Annotated in this window: 19 protein-coding genes; 12 read left to right on the top strand and 7 right to left on the bottom strand. The window is 61.6% G+C overall.

The annotated features are described in order from the left end of the window. Positions 1-168: 168 nt before the first annotated feature. Positions 169-1662: a CoA-acylating methylmalonate-semialdehyde dehydrogenase gene (locus AC07W7_RS25435; protein WP_495040341.1), complete on the bottom strand. Its 1494-nt coding sequence runs from the start codon at positions 1660-1662 to the stop codon at positions 169-171. Between the two features lie 74 nt (positions 1663-1736). After that, positions 1737-3086, bottom strand: a complete 1350-nt coding sequence (gene aptA / locus AC07W7_RS25430) for an omega-aminotransferase AptA (protein ID WP_495040340.1) — start codon at positions 3084-3086, stop codon at positions 1737-1739. 124 nt (positions 3087-3210) lie between these two features. Here aptA and AC07W7_RS25425 point away from each other — a divergent pair, with 124 nt between their 5' ends. The 6 genes from AC07W7_RS25425 (at position 3211) to AC07W7_RS25400 (ending at position 9186) form a co-directional block, all read left to right on the top strand. Then, positions 3211-4131 (top strand): LysR family transcriptional regulator, encoded by a 921-nt coding sequence (locus tag AC07W7_RS25425; protein WP_495040339.1) that lies wholly within the window; start codon positions 3211-3213, stop codon positions 4129-4131. 86 nt (positions 4132-4217) lie between these two features. Beyond that, complete coding sequence (locus AC07W7_RS25420) at positions 4218-5612, top strand: uracil-xanthine permease family protein (RefSeq protein WP_495040338.1); 1395 nt, start codon at positions 4218-4220, stop codon at positions 5610-5612. 87 nt (positions 5613-5699) lie between these two features. Beyond that, a complete protein-coding gene (locus AC07W7_RS25415) occupies positions 5700-6359 on the top strand; it encodes a TetR/AcrR family transcriptional regulator (protein ID WP_076961448.1) in 660 nt (219 codons plus the stop codon). Positions 6360-6372: 13 nt separating this feature from the next. Next, a complete protein-coding gene (locus AC07W7_RS25410) occupies positions 6373-6954 on the top strand; it encodes an IMPACT family protein (protein WP_169866909.1) in 582 nt (193 codons plus the stop codon). Between the two features lie 46 nt (positions 6955-7000). Continuing rightward, complete coding sequence (locus AC07W7_RS25405) at positions 7001-7687, top strand: SDR family oxidoreductase (RefSeq protein ID WP_076961450.1); 687 nt, start codon at positions 7001-7003, stop codon at positions 7685-7687. Between the two features lie 143 nt (positions 7688-7830). Next, on the top strand, positions 7831-9186 hold the full coding sequence (locus tag AC07W7_RS25400) for an 8-oxoguanine deaminase (RefSeq protein WP_495040337.1): 1356 nt from the start codon (positions 7831-7833) through the stop codon (positions 9184-9186). Here AC07W7_RS25400 and AC07W7_RS25395 read toward each other — a convergent pair whose 3' ends face one another. Then, a complete protein-coding gene (locus AC07W7_RS25395) occupies positions 9187-10275 on the bottom strand; it encodes a calcium:cation antiporter (protein WP_099170198.1) in 1089 nt (362 codons plus the stop codon). Positions 10276-10468: 193 nt separating this feature from the next. On the opposite strand from AC07W7_RS25395, the gene AC07W7_RS25390 reads away from it, so the two are divergent. Next, positions 10469-11422 (top strand): adenosine deaminase, encoded by a 954-nt coding sequence (locus tag AC07W7_RS25390; protein WP_076961453.1) that lies wholly within the window; start codon positions 10469-10471, stop codon positions 11420-11422. Positions 11423-11452: 30 nt separating this feature from the next. On the opposite strand, the gene AC07W7_RS25385 is transcribed toward AC07W7_RS25390, so the two are convergent. Both AC07W7_RS25385 and vimR read right to left on the bottom strand, forming a co-directional pair. After that, entirely contained in the window at positions 11453-12151 is a 699-nt protein-coding gene (locus tag AC07W7_RS25385; RefSeq protein WP_076961454.1) for an ArsR/SmtB family transcription factor, read from the bottom strand. Between the two features lie 134 nt (positions 12152-12285). Then, positions 12286-13215 carry a transcription regulator VimR gene (gene vimR, locus AC07W7_RS25380; protein WP_076961455.1) on the bottom strand — a complete coding sequence of 310 codons (930 nt, stop codon included), beginning with the start codon at positions 13213-13215 and terminating at the stop codon, positions 12286-12288. A 122-nt stretch (positions 13216-13337) separates the two neighbouring features. Between vimR and AC07W7_RS25375 the strand changes: the two genes are divergently transcribed. After that, a complete protein-coding gene (locus AC07W7_RS25375) occupies positions 13338-14351 on the top strand; it encodes a zinc-binding alcohol dehydrogenase family protein (RefSeq protein ID WP_099170196.1) in 1014 nt (337 codons plus the stop codon). Between the two features lie 149 nt (positions 14352-14500). Continuing rightward, entirely contained in the window at positions 14501-14680 is a 180-nt protein-coding gene (locus tag AC07W7_RS25370; RefSeq protein ID WP_076961457.1) for a hypothetical protein, read from the top strand. Between the two features lie 8 nt (positions 14681-14688). Here AC07W7_RS25370 and AC07W7_RS25365 read toward each other — a convergent pair whose 3' ends face one another. Then, entirely contained in the window at positions 14689-15882 is a 1194-nt protein-coding gene (locus AC07W7_RS25365; RefSeq protein ID WP_495040336.1) for a multidrug effflux MFS transporter, read from the bottom strand. 86 nt (positions 15883-15968) lie between these two features. Then, entirely contained in the window at positions 15969-16166 is a 198-nt protein-coding gene (locus tag AC07W7_RS25360; RefSeq protein ID WP_076961459.1) for a heavy-metal-associated domain-containing protein, read from the bottom strand. A gap of 146 nt (positions 16167-16312) precedes the next feature. On the opposite strand from AC07W7_RS25360, the gene AC07W7_RS25355 reads away from it, so the two are divergent. The 3 genes from AC07W7_RS25355 to cueR all read left to right on the top strand — a co-directional run bounded on the left by AC07W7_RS25355 (position 16313) and on the right by cueR (position 17326). Then, positions 16313-16693: a hypothetical protein gene (locus AC07W7_RS25355; RefSeq protein ID WP_099170194.1), complete on the top strand. Its 381-nt coding sequence runs from the start codon at positions 16313-16315 to the stop codon at positions 16691-16693. Positions 16694-16793: 100 nt separating this feature from the next. Next, positions 16794-16928 carry a hypothetical protein gene (locus tag AC07W7_RS25350; protein WP_262387733.1) on the top strand — a complete coding sequence of 45 codons (135 nt, stop codon included), beginning with the start codon at positions 16794-16796 and terminating at the stop codon, positions 16926-16928. Further along, on the top strand, positions 16925-17326 hold the full coding sequence (gene cueR, locus AC07W7_RS25345) for a Cu(I)-responsive transcriptional regulator (RefSeq protein ID WP_076961461.1): 402 nt from the start codon (positions 16925-16927) through the stop codon (positions 17324-17326). The genes AC07W7_RS25350 and cueR overlap by 4 nt, the downstream gene beginning before the upstream one ends. The last annotated feature ends 137 nt before the right edge of the window (positions 17327-17463 follow it).

The raw sequence follows: 17463 nt of genomic DNA, 5'->3' as shown, positions 1-17463 counted from the left end.
TTTGTTTACCAAGGAGTTTTCCGTTTCGACTGCGCCGGAAGTGGGGCGAATTATAGACTTCCAGGATCTGCCGTCAACCCCTATTTTCACAAATCTGTCATATCGGTCAAAAAAGCCCCGAAAACGCGAAAGCCGGCCCCCAGGGGCCGGCTTTCTATTCATGCAACCTTACAAACTAGGGAACGCGAACTGCGAGGCTTCATGGCTGGCACGCTGCGGCCAGCGCTGGGTGATCGCCTTGCGACGAGTATAGAAACGCACCCCATCCGGCCCATAGGCATGCAAGTCGCCAAACAGCGAGCGCTTCCAGCCGCCAAAGCTGTGATAAGCCACCGGCACCGGCAATGGCACGTTAACGCCCACCATGCCCACTTCAATCTCGTCACAGAACAGGCGTGCCGCTTCGCCGTCACGGGTAAAAATGCAGGTGCCGTTACCATATTCGTGATCATTGATCAGTTGCATCGCCGCTTCCAGACTGTTCACCCGGACGATGCACAGCACTGGGCCAAAGATTTCTTCTTTATAGATACGCATCTGCGGCGTCACACGATCAAACAGGCAGCCCCCGAGGAAGAAACCGTTCTCATGCCCACTCACGCTCAGGCCACGGCCATCGACCACCAACTCAGCACCCGAAGACACACCGTCTTCTATATAGCCACTGACCTTGTCCCGCGCCTGCGCAGAAACCAGCGGCCCCATGTCCAGGCCACAAGAAGTCCCCGCGCCAATCTTCAGCGCCTTGATCTGCGGCACCAGCTTGGCAATCAATGCATCCGCCACCTGGTCGCCCACACACACTGCCACCGAGATCGCCATGCAACGCTCGCCGCAGGACCCGTAGGCTGCGCCCATCAAAGCACTGACGGCGTTATCCAGGTCCGCATCCGGCATCAGCACCGCATGGTTCTTGGCCCCGCCCAGCGCCTGTACACGCTTGCCGCGCTTGGTGGCTTCGGAATAGATGTACTCAGCAATCGGCGTCGATCCCACAAAACTCAAGGCCTTGACCTCAGGCGCCTCGATCAGCGCATCCACCGCGCCCTTGTCACCATGCACCACGCTCAACACACCTTTGGGCAAACCCGCGTCCTGCAGCAGTTGGGCAATCAGCAGGGTCGAGCTTGGATCGCGTTCCGATGGCTTAAGGATGAAACAGTTACCGCAGACGATGGCCAGTGGATACATCCACAGCGGCACCATGGCCGGGAAGTTGAACGGGGTGATGCCCGCCACCACGCCCAGCGGCTGGAAGTCGGACCAGGCATCGATGTTCGGGCCAACGTTACGGCTGTACTCGCCCTTGAGGATTTCCGGGGCCGAACACGCGTACTCGACGTTCTCGATCCCGCGCTTGAGCTCACCGGCAGCATCTTCCAGCGTCTTGCCATGCTCCTCGCTGATCAATTGCGAGATGCGGGCTTCGTTCTGCTCCAGCAATTGCTTGAAACGAAACATCACCTGGGCACGCTTGGCCGGTGGCGTATTGCGCCAGGCCGGGAATGCCGCCTTGGCCGAGTCGATGGCCCGTTGGATGGTTTCGCGGCTGGCCAATGGCACCTGGTGAATCACCTGGCCGGTGGACGGGTTGTAAACGTCGGCACTACGCCCGCTGTCGTTGACCATTTCGCCATTGATCAAATGCTGGATAAGGCTCATGCAAGGCTCCTGAAAAGTTGTCCACAGGCGCGACACGCGTCGCGCCAGGCTGTTGTTCTATATAGAAGGAGAAATCAGTCGATCTTGTTCAGCACTTCGCCGACTGCATCGAACAAGCGATCCAGGTCCTGCGGCTTGCTGTTGAAGGTTGGGCCGAACTGCAGGGTGTCGCCGCCAAAGCGTACATAGAACCCAGCCTTCCACAGCGCCATGCCCGCCTCGAATGGACGCACAATGGCATCCCCATCACGCGGCGCGATCTGGATCGCACCGGCCAGGCCGTAGTTACGGATGTCGATCACGTTCTTGCTGCCCTTGAGGCCATGCAGCGCATTCTCAAAGTGCGGCGCGATTTCGGCCACGCTCTGCACCAGGTTTTCCTTCTGCAACAGATCCAATGCCGCCAGGCCCGCCGCACAGGCCACAGGGTGTGCCGAGTAGGTGTAGCCGTGTGGGAATTCCACCGCGTACTCGGGCGTCGCCTGGTTCATGAACGTCTGATAGATCTCGCTGCTGGCAATCACCGCGCCCATCGGGATCGCGCCGTTGGTGACTTGCTTGGCAATGCACATCAGGTCTGGGGTCACGCCGAAGCTGTCCGCACCGAACATCGAACCGGTCCGGCCAAAGCCGGTGATCACTTCGTCGAACACCAGCAGGATATTGTGCTGGTCACAAATTTCACGCAGACGCTTGAGGTAACCCTGGGGCGGCACGAGTACGCCAGCGGAACCTGCCAGCGGCTCGACGAACACCGCCGCGATGTTCGACGCATCATGCAACTCGATCAGCTTGAGCAACTCGTCCGCCAGGGCAATACCGCCCTGCTCCGGCATACCGCGGGAGAAGGCATTGCTCGCCAGCAGGGTATGGGGCAGGTGGTCGACATCCATCATCGCCTGGCCAAAAATCTTACGGTTGCCGTTGACCCCGCCCAGGCTGGTCCCGGCGATGTTCACCCCGTGATAACCACGGGCGCGGCCGATCATCTTGGTCTTGGTCGCCTGGCCCTTTAAGCGCCAGTACGCACGCACCATCTTCACCGCCGTATCGGCGCACTCGGAGCCGGAGTCGGTGAAGAACACATGATTCAGATTGCCTGGAGTCAGGTCGGTAATCTTTTCTGCCAACTGGAAGGACAACGGATGACCGTATTGGAAGCCCGGCGAGTAGTCCAGGGTGCCCAACTGCTTGGCGACCGCTTCCTGGATTTCCTTGCGCGTGTGCCCTGCGCCACAGGTCCACAGGCCTGACAATGAGTCATAGACCCGGCGCCCCTTGTCATCGAGCAACCAACTGCCTTCGGCCCCCACGATCAGGCGCGGGTCGCGCTGGAAGTTACGGTTGGCGGTGTAAGGCATCCAGTGGGCATCCAGCTTCAATTGGCTGGCCAGGGTGGATGGGGCGTTTTCGGGCATGTTCATCAGCAAAACCTCGCAAGGCAAAAGGCAGCGTCGGGATTGAAAGCGTTGTTGCAGCTAAATTGCCATGGGGATAAAGTCTGGGAAATCCAACTCTTCTAACCTTCAGTCAGGTCTTTACTAAACTATGAGCAGCCGCCGACCCGACCCACTGGCCCAAGTCAGCGACTTCGATATCCGCCTGTTGCGCATCTTCCGCAGTGTGGTGGAGTGCGGAGGCTTCTCGGCGGCGGAAACCGTGCTAGGCATCGGCCGCTCCGCCATCAGCCAGCAGATGAGCGACCTCGAACAACGCCTGGGCCTGCGCCTGTGCCAACGCGGGCGCGCCGGCTTCTCCCTGACGGAGGAAGGCCGCGAGGTCTACCAATCGGCACTGCAACTATTAAGTGCCCTGGAAAGCTTCCGCACCGAGGTCAACGGCCTGCACCAACACCTACGTGGCGAACTGATCATCGGCCTGACCGATAACCTGGTGACCCTGCCCCATATGCGCATCACCCATGCCCTGGCGCAGTTGAAAGAACGTGGCCCCGACGTGCAGATCCAGATCCGCATGATCGCCCCCAACGAAGTGGAACAAGGCGTGCTCGACGGGCGCCTGCATGTCGGCGTGGTGCCCCAGGCCAGCGCGCTGTCGGGCCTGGAATACCAACCCCTGTACGGCGAACGCTCGCTGCTCTACTGCGCGGTGGGCCATCCGTTGTTCTACGCCGACGACAGGCAACTGGACGACCAACGCATCAATAGCCAGGACGCCATCGCACCGACTTTCCGCCTGCCCGCCGATATCCAAGCCCACTATCAAGCGCTCAACTGCACCGCCAGCGCTTCCGACCGCGAAGGCATGGCCTTCCTGATCCTCACCGGGCGCTATATCGGCTACCTGCCCGACCACTACGCCAGCCTGTGGGTGCAACAAGGCCGACTGCGCGCGCTGAAACCGCCTACACGCTTTTACGATTTAAGCCTGGCTTCGGTCACCCGCAAGGGCCGTCGCCCCCATTTGGTGCTGGAAAGCTTTCTCGAAAGCCTGGCCGCGACCCGCTGATACGGGGCCCACACAAAACCTGAGCAACTGGACAGCTTTTTGCAAGGCACAGGGACCATGAACCGTCAGCCCTGAGTCCCCATGCCATGCCACCAGAATCCTCCAGTGTCAGCGACCTGATCTACGGCCTCAACGACCGCCCCAAACCATTGCCCGCGTTGCTCGCGGCCCTGCAACATGTGCTCGCCAGCTTCGTCGGCATCATTACCCCGCCGTTGATCATCGGCTCGACCCTGGGCCTGGCCGCCCACCTGCCCTACCTGATCAGCATGGCGTTGATGGTTTCCGGTGTCGGCACCTTCATCCAGGCCCGTAGGCCATTTGGAATTGGCGCAGGGATGATCTGCCTGCAAGGCACCAGCTTTGCCTTTCTCGGCGCGGTGTTGTCGGCGGGTTTCCTGGTCAAGCAGCGCGGCGGCAGCCCGGAAGATATCCTGGCGATGATCTTTGGCGTGTGCTTTTTCGGCGCGCTGGTGCAGATCGTGTTGAGCCGTTTTATCGGTCAGTTGCGCCGGGTCATCACGCCGCTGGTAACCGGGATTGTGATTACCCTGATTGGCATCAGCCTGATCAAGGTGGGCATCACCGACCTGGGCGGTGGCTTCAATGCGCCGGACTTTGGCGCACCGACCAACCTGGCCCTGGGCCTGTTCGTGGTGCTGACGATTATCCTGCTCAACCGCTCGAACACACCCTGGGTACGCCTGAGTGCGATCATCATCGGCCTGCTGTTGGGCAGCCTCGCCGCCTGGTTCAGCGGCAAACTGGTGCCCCAGCCCTTGCCCGACCTGCCCTTGATCAGCCTGCCGACGCCGTTCCATTTTGGCTTCAACTTCGACTGGAGCGCTTTCCTGCCGGTAGCGCTGATTTATCTGATCAGCAGCATCGAAACCGTGGGCGACCTCACCGCCAACTGCATGATCGCCCGCCAGCCCATCAACGGCCCTTCTTATATAAGCCGGCTCAAGGGCGGCGTGCTCGGGGATGGCGTCAGTTGCATGATCGCCGCCACCTTCAGTGCCTTCCCCAACACCACCTTTGCCCAGAACAACGGCGTGATCCAGTTGACCGGCGTCGCCAGCCGCCATGTGGGCCTGTACATCGGCGTGGTGCTGTTTTGCCTCGGGTTGTTTCCACTGCTTGGCGCGGTATTGCAGCAGATCCCCAAGCCAGTGCTTGGCGGCGCGACCCTGGTGATGTTCGGCAGTGTCGCCGCCGCCGGCGTGCGCATCCTGGCGCAGGCCCCGCTGGACCGACGCAGCATGCTGATCATCGCCACCTCGTTTGGGGTCGGCCTGGGCATCGCCGCGCAACCGAACCTGTTGCACCTGATGCCAACCCTGGTGCAAAACCTGTTCGATTCGGCTATCACCAGCGGAGGCCTGACGGCGATTGTGTTGTGCCTGATCCTGCCGGAATCCAAGGCAGTAACGCCTGCCGCAAATCCAGCCCTGGAAAGCGACACGCTGGAACCGCTTTGACGCTTTTATCGTATCGGGACTTGTCTGGGGCTTGAGGGTGGGTTATCTGTGCAGCAATCGCATTCATCGATCTGCACGGAAACCTCCATGAGCCTCGAAGTTCCTGCCCACAACAGCCACGCTGGAAAACCCGCCAGCCGCATTCGACAAAAGAACGAACAAGCGATCATCCAGGCCGCTGAAGACGAATTCGCCCGGCATGGCTACAAAGGCACCAGCATGAACACCATCGCCGCGAGCGCCGGGCTGCCGAAGGCCAACCTGCATTATTACTTCACCAATAAGCTGGGGCTGTATATCGCGGTACTGAGCAATATCCTCGAACTGTGGGACAGCACCTTCAACACCCTGACCGCCGAGGATGATCCCGCCGAGGCACTGACCCGCTATATCCGCACCAAGATGGAATACTCGCGACGCCAGCCGCAGGCCTCGCGGATCTTTGCCATGGAGATCATCAGCGGCGGCGAATGCCTTAGCGAATATTTCAGCCAGGACTACCGCACCTGGTTCAGCGGCCGGGCCGCGGTATTCCAGGCCTGGATCGATAGCGGCAAGATGGACCCCGTCGATCCGGTACACTTGATCTTCCTGCTGTGGGGCAGCACCCAGCATTACGCTGACTTTGCCACCCAGATCTGCCGCGTGACCGGTCGCACCAAGCTGACCAAACAGGACATGGAAGACGCCGGCAACAACCTTATCCACATTATTCTCAAAGGCTGTGGCATCAAGCCGGCCCTCTGAACGAAGCGACCCGATGCCTTTCACCCTTACGGGCTTTTGCGAATTTCGCGAAGAAATCCGCAAAAGCCGCTTCATCACCTACGCCGCGCCGATTACCAGCCCGCAAGACGCCCAGGGGTTTATCGAGCAGCACAGCGACCTCAACGCCACGCACAACTGCTGGGCCTGGAAACTCGGCGGGCAATACCGCAGCAACGACGACGGCGAACCCGGTGGCACGGCCGGGCGGCCGATCCTGGCCGCCATCGAGGCCCAGGGGTTTGACCAGGTCGTGGTGCTGGTGGTCCGCTGGTATGGCGGTATCCAACTGGGCACCGGTGGCCTGGCCCGGGCGTATGGCGGTGGCGCGAATAAATGCCTGCAAAATGCCGAGCGGGTCGAACTGATCAGCCGTGTGCCCTTGAGCTGCGCCTGTGGCTTCGCCGAGCTGCCCCTGGTCAAGCTGCGTGTCGCCGAACTGGGCGGCCTGGTGCTGGAAGAAACCTTCACCGCCAATGGCGTGGAGTTGCAACTGGCACTCGGCGAGGCCCATATCGACACCCTGCAAACGCAGTTGGCCGACCTGAGCCGCGGACGAATCCTGCTACAACGCTGAACCTGATAAGGTTGTTCACTGAACCTCGACGCCAAAGGAAGCCCTTATGTCTACGCCAAAAACCGCATTGATCATCGGCGCCTCACGCGGGCTGGGCCTTGGTCTGGTCAAGCAGTTGCTGGCTGACGGCTGGCAAGTCACCGCCACCGTGCGCAACCCGCAAAAAGCCGACGCCCTCCAAGCCCTGGGCCCGGTCCAGATCGAGCAACTGGATATGGACGACCAACAGGCCGTCATCGCCTTGAACCAGCGCCTGAAAACCCAGACCTTCGACCTGCTGTTCGTCAACGCCGGCGTCAAGGGCCCAGCCAACCAGGCCCCGGGCCATGCCACCCTGGCCGAAGTCGGCCAGCTGTTTTTCACCAATGCCGTAGCGCCGATCAACCTGGCCCAGCGCTTTGCCCCGCAGATCCGCCAGGGCAGTGGCGTGCTGGCGTTCATGAGCTCGGTGCTGGGCAGCGTGACCATGCCCGATGCGCCAGAACTTGCGCTGTACAAGGCCAGCAAGGCCGCGCTGAACTCCATGACCAACAGCTTCGTGACGCAACTGGGCGAGCAGAAACTGACGGTGTTGTCGCTGCATCCGGGCTGGGTCAAGACCGATATGGGCGGCGAAGGGGCCGACCTGGATGTGGAGACCAGCGTGCGCGGCCTGATCGCGCAAGTGAACGCCTACACCGGCAAGGGCGGCCATCACTTCGTCAACTACAAGGGCCAGACCATTCCCTGGTAAGCCGGTGGCAGATAAGCGGTGGATAGACCCCACCGCCCACTCCACGTAGACTTCCCTCCTCGCCCTTACCGGCGACCCTGGATCAGCAGACAGGGCAACACTGAGCTGGCAAACCTGAACCCATCATTCAGAGGAGCCGGCCAATGCCTGCGACCCGTATCTGGTTAAAAAACCCTCTCGCGATTTTCACCGCCAATGCCCTCGATGCCCGTGGCGGCCTGGTGCTGCAAGACGGCTTGATCGTCGAAGTACTCGCCCTCGGCCAGCAACCGAGCATCGCCTGCGAACAAACCTTCGACGCCCGCGAGCACGTGGTGCTTCCCGGCCTGATCAACACCCACCATCACTTCTACCAAACCCTGACCCGCGCCTGGGCGCCGGTGGTCAACCAGCCGTTGTTCCCCTGGCTGAAAACCCTGTACCCGGTGTGGGCGCGCCTGACCCCGGAAAAACTCGCCCTGGCCAGCAAAGTCGCGCTTGCCGAGCTGCTGCTCTCGGGCTGCACCACCGCAGCCGATCACCACTACCTGTTTCCCGATGGCCTGGAACAGGCGATCGACGTGCAAGTCGACAGCGTGCGCGAGCTGGGCATGCGCGCCATGCTCACCCGCGGTTCGATGAGCCTGGGCGAAGCCGACGGCGGCCTGCCACCGCAACAAACGGTGCAGCAGGGCGAAGTGATCCTTGAAGACAGCCAGCGCCTGATCAAGCGCTACCACGAGCGCGGCGACGGCGCGCAAATCCAGATTGCCCTGGCGCCCTGCTCGCCGTTTTCGGTCACCCCCCAAATCATGAGCGCCAGCGCCGAACTGGCCAACCAGCTCGACGTGCGCCTGCACACCCACCTGGCCGAAACCCTCGATGAAGAAGACTTCTGCCTGCAACGCTTCGGCCTGCGTACCGTGGACTACCTCGACAGCGTCGGCTGGCTCGGCCCCCGCACCTGGCTGGCCCACGGCATCCACTTCAACCCCGATGAGATCGCCCGTCTGGGCGCGGCCGGCACCGGTATCTGCCATTGCCCAAGCTCCAACATGCGCCTGGCCTCCGGCATCTGCCCGACCCTCGACCTGATCGCCGCCGGCGCGCCGATTGGCCTGGGCGTGGACGGTTCGGCCTCCAACGATGCCTCCAATATGATCCTGGAAGCCCGCCAGGCCCTGTACATCCAGCGCCTGCGCTACGGGGCGGAAAAAATCACCCCTGAAGGCGTGCTGGGCTGGGCGACCAAAGGCTCTGCGCAACTGCTCGGCCGTAGCGACATCGGCGAGTTGGCCGTGGGTAAACAAGCTGACCTGGCGTTGTTCAAGCTCGATGAGCTGCGCTTCTCCGGCAGCCACGATCCGATTTCGGCGCTGCTGTTGTGCGGCGCCGACCGCGCGGATCGGGTGATGGTCGGCGGCAAGTGGCGGGTGATCGACGGGCAAATCGAGGGCATGGACCTCAAGGGCCTGATCGCCGACCACAGCCAGGCGGCGCGGCAGTTGATCGCCGGCTAGCTACACGCCCAACAGCGACAGCATGATAAAGGTCGCAAACAGCACAAAATGGGTCATCCCTTCGATGGCGTTGGTTTCGCCATCGTTGAGGTTGATCGCGCTGACAATCAGCGTGATAAACACCATCACCGTTTGTACCGGGGTCATCGCCATCTGAAACGGCTGGCCGGTGTACAGCGCCATGGCTTCCATCACCGGCACCGTCAGGATCACCGTCGACAACGAAGCCCCCAGCGCGATGTTGACCACCGACTGCATACGGTTGGCCAGCGCCGCGCGCAAGGCGGTCAGAATCTCGGGGGCGGCGGAAATCGCCGCCACCAGGATCGCCGTAATCACCGGCGGCGCGCCCGTGCCTTCCAGGCCCAGGTCCAGGGTCTTGGACATCACTTCGGCCAATGCGCCAATCACCACCACGCCAAATACCAGGGTGACGATGGAGAATGTCAGGCTGACCGGCGAAGCTTGTTCGGCCGGCAACGGCTTGCGGCGTTTTTCCGGGTAGCTGTAGCTGAAAAAGTAACTGTGTGGCCCCACCTGCATGCGCAGGAACAAGGCATACAACACCACCATCGCGCCGATGGTGAAGGCCGAGTAGATTTTCCAGTCGGCCTCGGGGATAAATTCCGGCACCACCATGGACACGCCCATGGCGGTGAGGATCATCACGCTGTAGGTCCGCGCCGAATCATCATTGTAGGACTGTTCCCCATGCTTGATCCCGCCCATCAGCGCGGCCAGGCCGAGGATGCCGTTGATATCCAGCATCACCGCCGAGTAGATCGTGTCACGCACCAGGGTCGGCGAGGCCTCGTTGCTCATCATGATCGCCAGGATCACCACTTCCACCAACACCGCCGCCAGGGTCAGGATCATGGTGCCGTAGGGGTCGCCGACCTTTTCGGCGAGCAGTTCGGCGTGGTGGGCCACGCGCATCGACGCCATGACGATAAAGCCGATCAGCACCAGGCCACCGATAAGTGCCGTGGCCTGCCCACTGTGTAGCAGCCAGTGCTCCAGCGGGTAGGCGGCGATGGCTGCGATCAGTGCCAGCCACAGGAAGGTTTCTTGCTTGAGGGATGTGAGCATTGCAGGCCTTTCGAGCGGCGAAGCCATCATGGATGGTGGACAGACTGCGGCATCTTGCTAACGTTTCGTTACATCTTAGTTTATTCACCCAATGCCGCAGGCACGAACAATGCTTTCCGCTCGGTCAGGTTTTACCGATTATTTGCGCCCTGGCCTGTAGAATGCCGTCATTGCACCTGATGAGAACACACCCATGTACGACTGGCTCAATGCCCTGCCCAAGGCCGAACTGCACCTGCACCTGGAGGGTTCGCTGGAGCCCGAGCTGCTGTTCGCCCTGGCCGAACGCAACAAAATCGCGCTGCCGTGGAACGACGTCGAAACCCTGCGCAAGGCCTACGCCTTCAATAACCTGCAGGAGTTTCTCGACCTCTACTACAAGGGCGCCGATGTACTGCGCACGTCCCAGGATTTCTACGACCTGACCTGGGCCTACCTGCTGCGTTGCCAGGCGCAGAACGTGATCCATACCGAACCCTTCTTCGACCCGCAGACCCACACCGACCGTGGTATCCCGTTTGAAGTGGTGCTCAATGGCATCGCCAGCGCACTCAAAGATGGCGAGCAGCAGCTGGGTATCACCAGCGGCCTGATCCTCAGCTTCCTACGCCACCTGAGCGAAGAAGAAGCCGAAAAAACCCTCGACCAGGCGCTACCGTTCCGTGATGCGTTTGTCGCCGTGGGCCTGGACAGCTCGGAAATGGGCCACCCACCGAGCAAGTTCCAGCGCGTATTCGATCGCGCCCGTGGCGAAGGTTTCCTGACCGTCGCCCATGCCGGCGAAGAAGGCCCACCCGAATACATCTGGGAGGCCCTCGACCTGCTGAAGATCCAGCGCATCGACCATGGCGTGCGCGCCATCGAAGACGAGCGCCTGATGCAGCGGATCATCGACGAGCAGATCCCCCTGACCGTGTGCCCGCTGTCCAATACCAAGCTGTGCGTCTTCGATGACATGGCCCAGCACAATATCCTCGACATGCTTGAGCGTGGGGTGAAGGTCACGGTGAACTCGGATGACCCGGCGTATTTCGGTGGTTATGTCACCGAGAACTTCCACGCGCTGCACACCGCCCTGGGCATGACCCAGGACCAGGCCCGCCGCCTGGCGCAAAACAGCCTGGATGCACGCCTGGTCAAGCCCTGACCATCCCTGTAGGAGCCGGCAAGCCGGCTCCTACACAGCCGCCATCCGGGCAATTTCCAGGCGCCCGGCCTCGGTGACCTGCAGTGCGCTCGATTCGCTGATCGGTTTCAACCAGCGCGATTGCATGAACAACTGCAACAATCCCGCCCCCAACGCCCCCCCCAGGTGCGGCTGCTGCTCGCTCCAGTCAAAACAATCGCAAGCCATCGTCGAGTAACTCTGGTGGGCCAGGGCCTGGGTAAAAATGCCATGCCCGGCCAAATGGCGTGCGCCCAGGGGCGTCACATAGACCCGCTGTTCGTAGTGATCGATCCACTTCGCCAGCACCATGCGTTGATAGAGGGCCGCCGCCATTTCCCCACCCAGATGGTCATGGCAGAGTCGCGCCTGACGCAACGTCGCCGGCGCCAGCAACGCCGCTACCGGGCGGCAGGGTGCACTGCGCGCCACACTGGCCATTGTGGTACTGGCCAATGCATCGACTGCCGCGCCCACATCGGCCGCTGCCATGCGAAAGAAGCGTTTGCGCCCGCGGGCCTCAATGCGCAGTAATCCACCCGCTGCCAACCGCGCCAAATGCGCATTGGCCGATGGCGCTGACAACCCAGCCAGCATGGCCAGTTCCTCGGACGGTTTGGCCGAGCCGTCCATCAACGCCCAGATCATCGCGGTGCGCTTAGGGTCGGCCAGCAAGGTGGCGATCTGGCTGATGCAAGGTGCCTGTTCCATGTACTCACTCCCTGTTAAATCGTTGATCTGCTCCATTGCGCGCAAAAGTATAAGTGTGTAAGCAGCAGATTCCGTGGCGTCTTACAGCCAAATCAGCGACAGCACTTGCCTGAAATTTCCTGAATTCCCTGAGGTTATTGCGTAGTCCCCCGCCGTTCAGGCAACTGCGCGCCCAACTTCCCACAACGTGCCACGAGCATTTCGCGCAGGAGGTTGATCGGCTTACTCAATTGCGCGCGATGGGCGCACAGCAGATTGAGCGGTGTGCGCTCGCCACGCAGCTCCGGCAAGAGCAACTGCAGGCGGCCGGCCAGTACTTCGGCGCTGACATCCAGCCAGGACTTATAGGCAATGCCCACCCCGGCCACGGCCCAGCGCCGCACCACATCGGCATCGTCACTGAAACGGTCGCCGCTGACCGTCAGGCTGATTTCCCGTTTGCCATCCTCAAAGGTCCAGTGATCGTGCACCCGGCTGCCAAGCATATACAGCAGGCAGTTGTGCTGGGCCAGTTCCTCCAGATGGCGCGGCTCGCCATGCCGGGCCAGGTAGCTGGGCGCCGCGCACAGCACCCGGCGATTGTCCGGCGCAACCGGCAAGGCCACCAGGCTCGAATCTTCGGGTTCGCCGTAGCGCAAGGCGATATCCACCGGCTGGCGGAACAGATCGGCGATCCGGTCGCCCAACAGCAGGCGCACGCTCAATTGCGGGTGCTCGCGCTGAAACTCGTCCAGCCACGGCAACAACAGGTTGCGTCCGAAGTCCGAAGGCGCCGACAGCTGCAAGACACCGCTGACATGGTCCTGCCCACTGGCCAGCAGGCGCCGGCCTTCATCCAGTTGGCTCAAGGCGCCACGGGCGTATTGCAAGAAACCTTCGCCCTCGGCGGTCAGGCGCAGGCTACGGGTGGAACGCGCCAGCAACCGCGCGCCCAGTTGTTTTTCGATGCGTTTCAACGCCGCACTGGCCACCGCCGCCGACATATCCATGCCCCGTGCCGCGGCCGACAAACTCCCCAAGTCCGCCGCACGCACGAACAACTGCAAATCATCAAAACGCAGCATGACCACCGTCCCGGCTCATTATCAAAAATATATTGAAAGAGACTGCTCTTTTAGCGGCTTTTATCTGCAAGAGAAATAGCCAATGATCGGCTCATCCCATTCCGCACTGCCTGGAACCTGCCATGAAAGCCATCGCCTACTACGCCGCCTTGCCGATCAACGACCCCAAGTCCCTGCAAGATATCCAATTGCCCGAGCCGATCGCCGGCCCGCGCGACCTGCTGGTGGAAGTCAAAGCCATCTCGGTCAACCCGGTGGACACCAAGATCCGCCAGAACGTCACCCCGGAAAACGGCGCGGCCAAGGTACTGGGCTGGGATGTGGCCGGGGTGGTCAAGGCTGTCGGCAGCGACGTCACACTGTTCAAGGCCGGCGACAAAGTGTTCTACGCCGGCTCCCTGGTACGCCCGGGCGGCAACAGCGAACTGCATACGGTAGATGAGCGCATCGTCGGCCATATGCCCAAGAGCCTGGGCTTTGCCGAAGCCGCCGCCCTGCCGCTGACCGCCATCACCGCCTGGGAACTGCTGTTCGAGCGCCTGCAAGTGCCGCAAGGCAAGACCGATCAAGGGCAAAGCCTGCTGATTGTCGGCGCGGCCGGTGGCGTAGGCTCGATCCTCACCCAACTGGCGGCGCAACTCACCGCGCTCAAGGTGATTGGCAGCGCCTCGCGCCCGCAAACCCAGGCCTGGGCCAAGGACCTGGGGGCCGACCTGGTGGTCGACCACCGCCAGCCCCTGAGCGAAGAACTCAAGCGCGTAGGCCACCCACAGGTGACCCACGTCGCCAGCCTGACCCAGACCGACCAGCACCTGGACCAGTTGGTCGAAGCCCTCGCGCCCCAGGGCAAACTGGCCTTGATCGATGACCCCAAGTCGCTGGACGTGCTCAAACTCAAGCGCAAGAGCCTGTCGCTGCACTGGGAATTTATGTACACCCGCTCGATGTTCGAGACAGCCGACATGATCGAGCAGCACAACCTGCTCAATCGGGTGGCCGAGCTGATCGACGCCGGCACCCTGAAAACCACGGTGGGCGAACACTTCGGCGTGATCAATGCGGCGAACCTGCGCCGGGCCCATGCCTTGCTGGAAAGCGGCACGGCCAAGGGCAAGATTGTGCTGGAAGGCTTCTAAGAGGCGGGCTCTGTCAGTGTCGTCCGCTATTGCTGTAGGTAACGGACGGCACCGCTAGTCAGACACTTGATCCTTGTCATATTTGTAAGCGTATTCGGGTTTATATTGGCCGCCTTTGCCACGCAATCTTTTACGTGAGGAAGTCAGCAATGAAGATCCTGATAAAAGCGTTAGCAAAATCCAAAGGCACCCAATGGCAGGTCCGCCTGGACCAGGACGCCATTACCTTCCGCAGTGAAGCCGAGGCCCGGGCCTTTGCCGACACCCTGCAAAACCGCATCCAGGCACCCCATCGCTTTCCCCAAGGCCAGCAGCGCGCTACTGGCTGAAAACGCCGTCAGACCTGCGCTTGCAAGGCTCGCTGGCGTTGCAGGCGCTGGGTCAACATCGCCACGGCGACCGCCAACACCCCGCACACGCTGATGACGATCGCCATCGGCATGGCCGTGCCGTCATGCAGCACGCCGACCAACGATGCCGCCCCCGCCGCCACGCTGAACTGGATACACCCCAGCAACGCCGAAGCGCTGCCGGCTCGCGCACCCTGCCCATTCATGGCACAGGCCGAGGTATTGGGCATGATGCAGCCCAGGCTGGCCATACAGATAAACAGCGGCACCAGCAGCGGCCACAAGGCTTCGGTCTGCAAGATACTGACCGCCAGCAACGTCAGCGCCGCCGCGAGGTAGACCCACACCGCACGGGTCAGCAGAAACGCCGGGCCGCGCTTGGACAGCAGCCGCGCATTGAGCTGGGCCACCAGGATAAAACCTGCGGCATTGGTGCCGAACAGCCAGCCATAATGCTCGGCCGGCACGCCGTAGAGCTTGATAAACACGAAAGGTGAACCGGCAATGTAGGCAAACATCCCGCCAATGGCGACGCCACCGGTCACGGCATACCCCAGGTACACCCGGTCGGCCAGCAGGCGCCCGTACTGGCGCAACGCCCCAGACAATGGCTGGCGCGGCTGATGGGCCGGGAGACTCTCCGGCAAGCCGACCGCCACAGCCACACCGGCGCCGACGCTGAATACCGTCAGCGCAAGGAAAATCGACTGCCAGCCCCACAGGCTGACCATCACCCCACCCAGCAGCGGCGCCAGGATCGGCGCCAGCCCGACCACCAGCATCAGTTGCGAAAAGACCTTGGCCGAGCCCACCGCGTCGCACTTGTCGCTGACCACGGCCCGGGAAATCACCATGCCCGCACACCCGCCCAGGGCCTGGACGAAGCGCGCACCGATCAGCCACTCCAGGGACGGCGCATAGGCGCAGGCCAGGGAGGCGACGGTGAACAAGGTGACACCGCTCAACAGCGGGATGCGCCGACCAAAACGATCCGCCAACGGCCCATAGATCAATTGGCCGATCGCCAGGCCCGAGAAATACACCGCCAGGGTCAACTGGATATGTTTTTCGTCGGTCCCGAACGCCACGGCCATGGCCGGGAAGCCCGGTAGGTAAAAGTCGATGGCCAGCGGCGCAAATGCGCTCAAGGCCCCCAGAATAAGGATTATGCGAAGGTTCATCAGGCATCCGGAAGAGTCGGCAGCCCGACAGTCTAGCCGCGCTTGGATGCCTTGAACATTACGTTAGCTCGCTACCTATTAAATAATCAGGCGAGCTTGGCGCTGTAGCCTTCTTCGCTGATCAGGCCGATCACTTCTTCCGGCGACAAACGACTTTCCACGCCCACTTCCTTGGCGCCCAGGTTCACATTGACACTGGCGGCCGGGTCCTTGCTTTGTACCGCCTGGGTTACGGCCCGAACGCAATGGCCGCAGGTCATTCCTTCAACGCTGAATATTTGCATGACATGACTCCTTGAATGAGGTTGCCCCCAGTTTCTTCCTTGACACGATGGCAAGGTCAAGGATTGAAAACAACGGCCGGGCTGGTATTCCAGGGCAGCGTCGGCCAAGCTGCAAGCATCCACGATTCGAAACCGGAGAATTCATCATGCGCTGGTCGTTTTTTGGCCTTGTCAGCCTGTTGAGCCTGTTCGCCGCCGTCCCCCAGGCCAGTGCGGCCGAGGACTATGCGGTGCTGATCATTTCCAGGGAGCGCCTGGAAGTCCCCACCAACTGCGAGATTGGCCTGTACGTCAATGACCACCTGGCCGGGCGGCTGTTCCAGGAACAGGCCACCTCGTTCAACTTCCCCGAAGGCCGGGTCTCGCTGCGCCTCAAACTGCTGCCGGGCCAGGCTCCTGGCTGCCTGCCGGGCCTGTTGGCGCCCAAGGCCCAAGACATCCAGTTGAACGCCGGCGACGTGCGCAAGTTCCGCATTGCCCAAGGCGCCGACGGCATGTACCTCAAGGCCGCGAAGCTGGGTTATTGACCCGCCACCCGGGCTCATCACAGGAAGATGTAAAGGTGCTTGACCTTCCCCCAGGGTCAAGGTTGATCCTACAGGTAAGTTCACCCTGGAAGACTGCCCCATGAATGGATTCAACCTCTTTGAGCGCGGCGATCCGCGCCGGGGCCCCGCCGCCCTGCCCCGCGTGGGCGTGGCCGGCCCTGCACAGCTATTGAAAACCTGGAAACCCAAGGATCTGGAGGAGCACCGCCCATGAACATCGGCCAGGCAGCCCGGCAAAGCGGCTTGAGCGCCAAAATGATTCGCTACTACGAATCCATCAACCTGCTCAAGCCGGCCCATCGCAGCGACAGCGGCTATCGCCTGTATGGCGCCGACGACCTGCATACCCTGGGGTTTATCAAGCGCTCGCGGGACCTGGGGTTTTCCCTGGAGGAAGTCGGCAAGCTACTGGAGTTGTGGCAGGACCGGCAACGGGCCAGTGCCGACGTCAAGGCATTGGCTCGCCAGCATATCGAGGAGTTGAACCACAAGATCCGCGAGCTGGGGCAGTTGCGCGATACCTTGCAGGACCTGGTGGAGCACTGCCAGGGCGATCACCGGCCCGATTGTCCGATTCTCAAGGAGTTGGCGTCGGGCAGTTGCTGCCACTGACTGCATACAAAACCCAATGTGGGAGCTGGGCTTGTATAGGAACTGGGTTTGTGTAGGAGCTGGCTTATGTGGGAGCTGGCTTGCCTGCGATGCAGGCACCTCGGTATATCAGTTGCACCGAGGTGATGCTATCGCGG

The sequence above is a fragment of the Pseudomonas sp. GW821-FHT01D09 genome, from assembly GCF_059422465.1.
Note: the sequence above shows the minus strand (reverse complement) of the source record. Positions and strands in the feature narration are given on the sequence as shown.

Bases quoted from the DNA above. Each gene is read 5' to 3' on its own strand.
- AC07W7_RS25400 (WP_495040337.1), top strand. From the start codon at position 7,831: ATGCCTGCGACCCGTATCTGGTTAAAAAACCCTCTCGCGATTTTCACC.
- AC07W7_RS25350 (WP_262387733.1), top strand. From the start codon at position 16,794: ATGAATGGATTCAACCTCTTTGAGCGCGGCGATCCGCGCCGGGGCCCC.
- AC07W7_RS25425 (WP_495040339.1), top strand. From the start codon at position 3,211: ATGAGCAGCCGCCGACCCGACCCACTGGCCCAAGTCAGCGACTTCGAT.
- AC07W7_RS25365 (WP_495040336.1), bottom strand. From the start codon at position 15,882: ATGAACCTTCGCATAATCCTTATTCTGGGGGCCTTGAGCGCATTTGCG.
- AC07W7_RS25405 (WP_076961450.1), top strand. From the start codon at position 7,001: ATGTCTACGCCAAAAACCGCATTGATCATCGGCGCCTCACGCGGGCTG.
- AC07W7_RS25370 (WP_076961457.1), top strand. From the start codon at position 14,501: ATGAAGATCCTGATAAAAGCGTTAGCAAAATCCAAAGGCACCCAATGG.
- AC07W7_RS25410 (WP_169866909.1), top strand. From the start codon at position 6,373: ATGCCTTTCACCCTTACGGGCTTTTGCGAATTTCGCGAAGAAATCCGC.
- AC07W7_RS25375 (WP_099170196.1), top strand. From the start codon at position 13,338: ATGAAAGCCATCGCCTACTACGCCGCCTTGCCGATCAACGACCCCAAG.
- aptA (WP_495040340.1), bottom strand. From the start codon at position 3,086: ATGAACATGCCCGAAAACGCCCCATCCACCCTGGCCAGCCAATTGAAG.
- AC07W7_RS25395 (WP_099170198.1), bottom strand. From the start codon at position 10,275: ATGCTCACATCCCTCAAGCAAGAAACCTTCCTGTGGCTGGCACTGATC.
- AC07W7_RS25360 (WP_076961459.1), bottom strand. From the start codon at position 16,166: ATGCAAATATTCAGCGTTGAAGGAATGACCTGCGGCCATTGCGTTCGG.
- cueR (WP_076961461.1), top strand. From the start codon at position 16,925: ATGAACATCGGCCAGGCAGCCCGGCAAAGCGGCTTGAGCGCCAAAATG.
- AC07W7_RS25435 (WP_495040341.1), bottom strand. From the start codon at position 1,662: ATGAGCCTTATCCAGCATTTGATCAATGGCGAAATGGTCAACGACAGC.
- AC07W7_RS25390 (WP_076961453.1), top strand. From the start codon at position 10,469: ATGTACGACTGGCTCAATGCCCTGCCCAAGGCCGAACTGCACCTGCAC.
- AC07W7_RS25415 (WP_076961448.1), top strand. From the start codon at position 5,700: ATGAGCCTCGAAGTTCCTGCCCACAACAGCCACGCTGGAAAACCCGCC.
- AC07W7_RS25420 (WP_495040338.1), top strand. From the start codon at position 4,218: ATGCCACCAGAATCCTCCAGTGTCAGCGACCTGATCTACGGCCTCAAC.
- AC07W7_RS25385 (WP_076961454.1), bottom strand. From the start codon at position 12,151: ATGGAACAGGCACCTTGCATCAGCCAGATCGCCACCTTGCTGGCCGAC.
- AC07W7_RS25355 (WP_099170194.1), top strand. From the start codon at position 16,313: ATGCGCTGGTCGTTTTTTGGCCTTGTCAGCCTGTTGAGCCTGTTCGCC.
- vimR (WP_076961455.1), bottom strand. From the start codon at position 13,215: ATGCTGCGTTTTGATGATTTGCAGTTGTTCGTGCGTGCGGCGGACTTG.